This is a genomic window from Paenibacillus sp. MZ04-78.2, from assembly GCF_024213375.1.
In the GTDB taxonomy this organism is placed as follows: Bacteria; Bacillota; Bacilli; order Paenibacillales; family NBRC-103111; genus Paenibacillus_G.
Window position 1 is genome coordinate 1 of record NZ_JANAVJ010000081.1, and the last position, 8,260, is coordinate 8,260.

9 protein-coding genes and 1 pseudogene are annotated in these 8,260 nt (G+C 45.7%); all 10 read right to left on the minus strand.

The annotated features are described in order from the left end of the window. Positions 1–74: 74 nt before the first annotated feature. Positions 75–260: pseudogene (locus tag NLX71_RS25640) on the minus strand (ABC transporter permease); the annotation flags it as partial. Positions 261–274: 14 nt separating this feature from the next. Beyond that, entirely contained in the window at positions 275–1,801 is a 1,527-nt protein-coding gene (locus NLX71_RS25645; protein WP_254366613.1) for an ABC transporter ATP-binding protein, read from the minus strand. A 110-nt stretch (positions 1,802–1,911) separates the two neighbouring features. Continuing rightward, the gene (locus tag NLX71_RS25650; protein ID WP_254366614.1) at positions 1,912–2,988 is read right to left on the minus strand and encodes a BMP family ABC transporter substrate-binding protein; all 1,077 of its coding nucleotides are present in this window, start codon (positions 2,986–2,988) and stop codon (positions 1,912–1,914) included. Positions 2,989–3,065: 77 nt separating this feature from the next. Further along, positions 3,066–3,932, minus strand: coding sequence for a carbohydrate kinase family protein (locus NLX71_RS25655; protein WP_302058450.1), 867 nt, complete (start codon positions 3,930–3,932; stop codon positions 3,066–3,068). After that, complete coding sequence (locus NLX71_RS25660; protein ID WP_254366616.1) at positions 3,929–4,831, minus strand: pseudouridine-5'-phosphate glycosidase; 903 nt, start codon at positions 4,829–4,831, stop codon at positions 3,929–3,931. Before NLX71_RS25660 ends, NLX71_RS25655 begins: the two co-directional genes overlap by 4 nt. Before the next feature lie 135 nt (positions 4,832–4,966). Next, entirely contained in the window at positions 4,967–5,974 is a 1,008-nt protein-coding gene (locus NLX71_RS25665) for a LacI family DNA-binding transcriptional regulator (protein ID WP_254366617.1), read from the minus strand. Positions 5,975–6,180: 206 nt separating this feature from the next. Beyond that, positions 6,181–6,426: a hypothetical protein gene (locus NLX71_RS25670; protein WP_254366618.1), complete on the minus strand. Its 246-nt coding sequence runs from the start codon at positions 6,424–6,426 to the stop codon at positions 6,181–6,183. A 12-nt stretch (positions 6,427–6,438) separates the two neighbouring features. Further along, entirely contained in the window at positions 6,439–6,771 is a 333-nt protein-coding gene (locus NLX71_RS25675; protein ID WP_254366619.1) for a DUF3139 domain-containing protein, read from the minus strand. Between the two features lie 320 nt (positions 6,772–7,091). After that, entirely contained in the window at positions 7,092–7,568 is a 477-nt protein-coding gene (locus tag NLX71_RS25680) for an AbrB/MazE/SpoVT family DNA-binding domain-containing protein (RefSeq protein WP_254366620.1), read from the minus strand. Positions 7,569–7,571: 3 nt separating this feature from the next. Next, positions 7,572–7,817: a Spo0E family sporulation regulatory protein-aspartic acid phosphatase gene (locus NLX71_RS25685; RefSeq protein WP_254366621.1), complete on the minus strand. Its 246-nt coding sequence runs from the start codon at positions 7,815–7,817 to the stop codon at positions 7,572–7,574. Positions 7,818–8,260 lie beyond the last annotated feature (443 nt).

An 8,260-nucleotide genomic window follows, 5' to 3' on the forward strand; every position in this document is an offset into this window, starting at 1 on the left:
GTGCGTCGTAATCAGTTACGTATATGATCTCATGAATCCCGTCGTTTTTCTAGGTGTGGAGGATTTGACGCTTACGTGAAAATAAGCGGCGTAATTTGTCGCACGGTTTCCCCAAATAAATAAGGGGTGCCGAAAACGCCTTCAAAAAACGCGGCGTAGGCGCTTATGGGATTGTATCCGCCGAGAAGCATAATGACAGCGCCGCACAGCAAAGCGAGCAATACCGATAGGAGCGATATGCCGATAGTTCCTCTGTTCATCCGATCGAACCACTTCATTCCCGTTCACCGCGCTTCCTTCTTTGGCCGGACATCAGCAGGCCTAATTCCTGTTCGGTCGTATTTTTCGGGTCCACGATTCCTACAATCTCTCCTTCGAACAACACGGCAATCCGGTCGGACAAATTCATAATTTCATCCAGCTCAAAGGAAACGAGCAGCACGGCCTTCCCCATGTCCCGCTGCTCCACAAGCTGGCGATGGATGAACTCGATCGCGCCAACATCCACCCCGCGGGTAGGCTGCGCTGCAATCAATAGCTTCGGATCGCTGACGATTTCCCGGGCGATGATCGCCTTCTGTTGATTTCCACCGGAAAGTGCGCGGGTTGTCGTTTGTACGCTTGGCGTGCGGATATCGTATTTATCAACTAAACGCTCAGCATGAGCATAGATTTCATCGTAATCGAGAAAACCGCGCTTATTGTACGGCGCTTTATAATAGCTGTTCAGAACGATATTTTCCGCGACGGTAAAATCAAGGACAAGCCCTCTATGCTGACGATCTTCGGGGATGTGCGCGACCCCTTTCCCGGCCACTTCGCGAGCGCGCATGTTCGCAATGCTCTGTCCATGCAATGCAATTTCCCCCGACAACGTTCGGCGCAGCCCTGTAATCACTTCGATCAACTCCGATTGCCCGTTGCCGTCCACCCCGGCTATACCGACAATTTCGCCGCCATATACGTCTAACGTCAATTTATTCAAGGCGCGAAGGCCGCGATTGTCGTTCGCTTCCACATCTTTCAGTTGCAACACAAGCTCTTTGGTTTGCCGCTCGCTTTTGTCTATTGATAACGATACTTCCCGTCCGACCATTTTGGCCGCCAGTTCGTGCTCCGTCGTTTGTTTCACCTTTACCGAATCGATCACTTTCCCGCGACGAATAATAGTTACGGTATCGGAAATGGACATAATCTCTTTCAATTTGTGCGTGATCAGGATGATGGATTTGCCTTCCTTGACGAGATTGCGCATGATATTCAACAATTCATGAATTTCCTGTGGGGTTAGAACGGCGGTCGGCTCGTCGAAAATAATGATTTCCGCGCCTCTATAAAGCGTCTTCAAAATCTCGACGCGCTGCTGCATGCCAACGGATATATCCCGTATTCGTCTGTCCAGCTGTACTTTAAGGCCATACTTGGCGGAAAGCTGCTCCAGCTCTTTTTTCGCTTTCGAATAATCGACATTTATGCCTTTGCGCGGCTCCGAGCCGAGAATAATATTTTCAAGCACCGAAAATTTCTCGACCAGCATAAAATGCTGATGAACCATGCCAATGCCCAGCTCGTTAGCCACCGTGGGATTTGTAATGCTGACCCGGTTTTCGTTAATTAAAATATCGCCTTCATCGGCTTCGTAGAGCCCGAACAAAATGTTCATCAGGGTCGATTTCCCCGCGCCGTTTTCTCCCAACAAGGCATGGATTTCGCCTTTTTGCACTTTGAACGAGATGCTATCGTTGGCAGTAATGCCGGGAAAACGTTTCGTAATATTTCTCATTTCTACGGCAATGGCCATCCGTATCACTCCCGATTTTGCATCTGCGTTGTTAATTGATATGGAGGGGGCAACGGCTGATAGACCAACCTAACGCCCCCCTTGACGACATCGCCTACGCAAATGAATAGTTAAGGCTTAAATTTCTCGAACTCTTCCTTTGTCCGCGGTACCGTTATTTTGCCGTCAATAATTTGCTGCCGGTATTCCATGGCCTTATTTAATATCTCTTTGGGAACATTGACATCCGATGTCGGGGCAATCCCCACGCCGTCATCCTTTAAGCCGAATTCGATTTCCTTGCCGCCGTTAAATTGACCTTTGATGAATTGTTCGCAAACTTGAAAAATAGAGTTGTCCACCCGTTTGGTCATCGACGTTAATACGGCTTTCGTGCCGAACGTTTGGGACTGGTCTTTATCCACGCCGATGGCCCATACGTTCTGGCCGTTGTTTTTGCGCTCGTTCGCCTCGTTGAACAGCCCGTCTCCGGTGCCGCCAGATGCGTGGAAAATAATATCCGCGCCTTTGTCATACATGGTAGCGGCCGTTTGCTTGCCTAAATCCGGCGCCGAGAAAGAGTTCGTATAGACGCTGGTGATTTCCGCTTTGGGATTGACTGTCTTCACTCCTGCCTTAAAACCGCTTTCAAAACGGTTGATGACAGCGAAATCGACCCCGCCGATAAAGCCGACCTTGTTGGTTTTGGTCATTAATCCGGCAATGACGCCGACGAGGAAGCTGCCTTGCTCCTCGCGGAACGTTATGGCCGTCACGTTGTCGGGAATTTTACCGCCGAGGTTGGAATCGATAATCGCAAAAAGCGATTTCGGATTCGCCTGCGCCACCTTCTTCACCGTATCCTCCAGCGGGAAGCCGATGCCGAATTTTAAATCCCAGCCTTGCTGAACGAATTGGTTCATGTTCGTTTCATAATCGGCGTTCGACTTGCTTTCCAAATATTTGACCTTGACTTTGTCTTCATTTTGCGTTTGCAAACGCTGCAGCCCGTTCCAAGCGCCTTCGTTGAAGGAGTTGTCGTTGACGCCGCTAGCGTCGGTCACCATGCCGATTCGCTTGGTCGCTTGCTCCGATTGCTTGGAGGTCGATCCGGAATCAGATGGAGAAGGATTCCCTTTCGCGCCGCAACCGGAAAGTATAACGCTTCCAAAAACCATTACCGCCAGTAATCCAGCCATTTTTTTCATAAAAACACTTCCTTTGTGTAGTAAAGTTAGCGTCTGCAAAACAGCGTCATCATCATTCGTTTCGTTGCGTCTAGTCGTCAGCAGGGGCGTGCGCCGATTCTCGTGACGACTTGGGAAGATATCTCGATAGCTCTTTCCACCGATTTCCTCATGTCCTTCGTTGTCGCATACGTTGCCAGGAAGCTCCCGATAAATGAATCCCCGGCTCCTGTCACATCTACCGCCGTTACCTTCGGTGCAGGCAGCTTCACACATACGTCATTCTCATAAAATATACAACCGTCCGCCCCCAGCTTGAGAACCGGACACGGCACAAGCTCTTGAAGAGCCGCCAAAATACGATGCGGATCTGTTTCTCCTGTCAGCAGCACGCCCTCTTCGTAATTGGGAATGAGAAACGTAACGCCATCCAGAAACCGCAGGAAATCGTCTTTGCAAACCCGCAAAAAGTGGGTTGAGCTTGGGTCGAGCGCTACCGGAATCCCCTTGGAAATCGCCGTTTTCTTGGCCGCGATGATGGCCTTGCGGGTCATTTCTTCAAAGAAGCTGTATCCGGATAAATATAAAATATCGCTGTCTTCCACGCCGTGAATGTCGCTCTCGCATAAATTCAGGTTTGCGCCCCGGTCGGGGATCATCGAACGCTCTCCGGTCTCCTGATCGACCAAAATGATGATTTTGCCAGTTGGGGCATTCGGGTCCACCGAAACCGCGCAAGTGATTCCTTGCTTCTTCGCTTGATCGAGGAGATAGATCCCGAAGGGATCATCTCCTACCTTTCCGATCAGTCGGCTTGCAACGCCTTCATGCGCAATCCATGCCGCTACGTTATTGGCTTGTCCGCCAGGACAAATGTCGATAGAACCGTCCGTGTCCGTAGCAAAGTTCGTTGCGCCTTTGCTCACAATAATATCTGCTAGCAAATCTCCAATGACGGTAATCATAGGCTAAAATAGGCGGATGCAATCTTAGCTGCTACTTTGGCATTATTTTTCATGAGGGCAATATTGGAAGACAAGCTCTTGCCGCCTGACGATTCTTTAATTTTGGAAAGCAGGAACGGTGTTACCTCTTTGCCGTTAATGCCTGAGCGTCCCGCTTCTTCAAGCGCGGCGGTAATCGTATTCTCGACTAATGCCGGGTCCAGCTCCGCTTCTACAGGAATCGGCACGCATACGGAAACCGATCCTTTCACGTTCAATTGCTCCTTCACCTTCAGCAGATCAATCAACTGCTGCATCCCGATTTTTTCGACCGAATACCCGGAATCACGCACATAGAACCCTGGATAGCGGTCTGTTTCGAAACCGTACACGGCAACACCGATCGTTTCCAAATATTCAATCGTTTTCGGAATATCGAGAATGGACTTGACCCCTGCGCTAACGATACAAGTATTCAAGTTTGCCATCGTTGTCAAATCGGCGGAAATATCGAAGGTTTCATTGACCCCGCGATGAACTCCTCCCAAACCGCCGGTGGCAAAAAATTTAATGCCGGCCAACTCTGCCGCATAAGCCGTTGTCGCTACCGTTGTGGCGCCGACAAGATTGCCGGAAATCACTTTAGGCAAATCGCGGAAACTGGCTTTAAAAACATTTTTGTCCGTTCCCAAGCGCTCGATCTCTTCTTTGGATAGCCCGACACAAATTTTTCCGTCCAAAATGGCAATCGTAGCTGGAACAGCCCCGTTCTCACGGATCAACTGTTCTACCTCAAGCGCCATGTTCACGTTGGACGGGTAAGGCATGCCATGAGAAATAATTGTCGATTCGAGAGCCACAATCGGTTTATTTTCCGCCAAAGCTGTTCTAACCTCTTCGTTAATTTTCAAAAAACTCATGTCAATTTCCTCCTAAAGTGTGGTTTTTATAGATAAGCACTATAAATGAGTTCATTTATAATGCCTATTTAACTTTATCATCCAAACGATTGCCATCGTTGGCAAAATTGTGGAAGAAGAGGCAAGACTTTAACCTCAACTCTTCATTGACTCCCTCTCTACGATGGAAGGGCTAATCAGCATCCGTTTGGCTAAGGTCTTGCTGCTATGAATCTGGTCTACCAATATATCGAGCGCCAGTTCCGAAATCTCTTGCTTGGGCTGCCCGATCGTAGTCAAAGCGGGAAACAGAAATTCTCCCATTCGGAGGTTATCGATACCGATCACACCGATATCCTTCCCTACCTTCAACCCCTGCTCCATAATCGCCCGATACACGCCTAGCGCGCGTTCGTCTCCGGAGATGAAAATCGCTTTTCTTTTCCGGTCGGCCAGCAGCTTTGCAGTTTCGCGATGCGCTGATTCCAAATCGGTAAGCCCGAAAATGATCGGATTCTGGAGATGGTGCTCCTCGCAATACTGCTGAAATCCTTTGGCCCTCTCCTGATTCGTGACGGATTTTTCGCTGCCCAGCAGGAACGCAAAGTTCTCCCAGCCTTGATCATAGATGTACTTTGCACCTAAGTAGCCGGCATATTTGTTATCCAGATCAACATAAGAGGTCTCGAAGTTGCTTTTATCTTTGCCGATAATGACAAATGGAATCGCTTTCTCTTTTAAGTAAGTGATCCGTTTATCGCCAATGTTCGGATCGAAAATAACGGCGCCATCGCACAATCCGTGCTTCACAAGGTAAAAGCCGTCGTTCTCATCCTCTTCGAAACTGTCGGGCGAGGAGGCGGAGATCACCATCCGGTACCCTCTTGATTTCATCGAACGATGCAATTCATGAAGAATTTCATTGTGGAAGGCTCCCCAATACATGCCTTTCCGGCGATCGATGAAAATGACGATTTGATTCGTCTTCATCTCCTTCAAGCTTCTCGCAACCATGTTCACTTTGAACCCGAGTTCGTCAATAATGGCTTGAACTTTGATGCGTGTCTCCTTCTTTACGTTCGGGTCATCATTGATGACACGCGATACAGTGCGGATTGAAATTCCGCTTCTTTCGGCAACGTCTTTGATCGTCACTCTGTTCATCTCTCTCTACTCCACCCCGAAATGCCATCGTTGGCAAATCTTTAATCTGATGATAACGCTTTTATGGCGAGCCGTCAATACCATCCTGAATTATTTTTTTATGTGAGACGACTTCATAAAAAACCCGCTAAACAATTAGAGGGATTCAAATATACGGTACGCTATATCTTCTGGCCAAGGCGTTCGTTGCTTCGCCAGTCATAACATTATTTTCCTCCGACATGAAATACACCAATTACGGTTTCACCGTCAACGTCATACAGCGGGACATCACGACCACTTGGCGATCTACTGTTCTGTAGTGAAATGGCTTCCGCGGGTGATTTTGGTTGTTCACCGTCAATGTCTTTTCTCAGCACATAGCCTTTTGTACCATTCACACTTCCTACATGGATTAAATCAGGTAGCATTTCAACGGAGACGAATTCTTCGGCAGAACCGTAAGTATCCATATTTTATACTATCTATTTTAGTCGCTTTTCATCAATGTGCGTATACTTATTTCTTTCTATATCCCCATCACTTGGTCCGAGCTGAATCCACTGCTGATCATCTCTCAAAGTATAATTATACGTGACCTCTGGTTCATTTTTAAAAACAACATTTATTACATATGTAGGCATTTTCCCAAACTTCCCTTTAATATTTAAAATATCTGACTCTTTATAATGCTTTGTTTCAACAAGATACAGTAACATTTTCTTTTCGAGATCATTTAATTTAATTTGAATATAGCCATATATCCCCCCTATGATCAATATTAATATTAAAAGTATAGAAAGTAAGATTTTCTTCATATTGTCAACCCACTCCTCAAGATAGGTTTGAGTGCCCTTCTATAACCAGTAACTATTAATCAATCAAAGCTGGGAGGTGATGAAATGCACTACCCCCACAAAAATAAGTATGAATACTGCTACCAACAAAATTTTCGCCATGAGTTTCATTGTAACAACTCCTTCAGGTGTATTCATCTATAGTTTATACCAAATTAAGGGAGAATGCTATTGATGAAAGTGTATGAGATTACAGCGAGTTTTGTACAAGTACGTTGATCTTCTTATTCAAATCAAAAAAGGAGGATGAAAATTCGTCCCCCTTACAAAGAGTTAGCACTTTATGAATCTGCCTGATTCCTAATCAATTTACTGACCCATGCTTCTGAAAATCCTAAAATTTTGGCTAGTTCCTTTTGCGATGCCCTGGGGTTTTCCTTCATTGCTTGATGCAGGAGATCCAATGCCTTTTTCCTTCTTGGTGTGATTCTTTTCTCTTGTGTAAGTGTTCTTTTTTCCTCATTCGCTCGTTCGCGTTCCACCCTTTCAAGGAAAACTTGAAGCGACGGAAGGCTTTGAATACATGGCATACAAATATTAAATCTTTTGAAATAAATGAGTTGTTGCTTGTCCGAACAAAACAAACATTCTTCTGCTGGATATTTATATACGATGATCGTCTTTTTCTCGTCGTCATAGAAATACTCTGTCCTGACATTGGGCTCAAGATTCAAAACACGCCTAACCTCCGTTGGGATTACTATTCTCCCAAAATTGTCTACGACCCTGACAATTCCCGTTCTTCTGTTATCTTGCATCAATCACACCTCAAACAATAACGATTTCTCGTTTGCACGCCGCATTTTCCTAATTTGAGCAATTAAAACGTATGTATCTAGTTGTTGGCTCAATTGGACCATATATTCACTCGTTAAACTCTCGCCTTGCTGTACGGCTTCTTCCATTTGGTTCTGTATGTTTTTCATGGCATTGGTTAATGCTTCATCGCTGAAATGGTTAATATCGTATCGGGCATAATCCTCCTTTCTGGATACTAATTCACCCATGGGAAAATCCACCTTTCGGATCAAAATGTTACAAAAATAGCATATCAGCTATTCCTTATAATCATCATTTACTCGCTATGGCGGAATGAAAAAACAGGCACCAATTAGCACCTGTTTTGCAAAACCATATTAATTTTCAGTATTGTTTTACAAGATTATATACTTTTTTCATGAGAACCAAATCTTTTAATTCTATTGTTTTTCTACTTTTTATGCAATAATTAACAATATTATTCTTACATTTTTCTCTTTCCTGAAATGCGTTAATTTTCCCATATATGTCCATACTTTTCATGATGCTTTGGATTCCCTCGTCAATGAATCCAAGGGTTAATTGATACTCTCCTTTATGCAAGTAGTACTTCCTAACTCAACTTTCGCAGATCAAAAATCGGCTTGAATCCTTGCAGCAGCAGGCATGCTAGGCCATTGGATACCTGGCT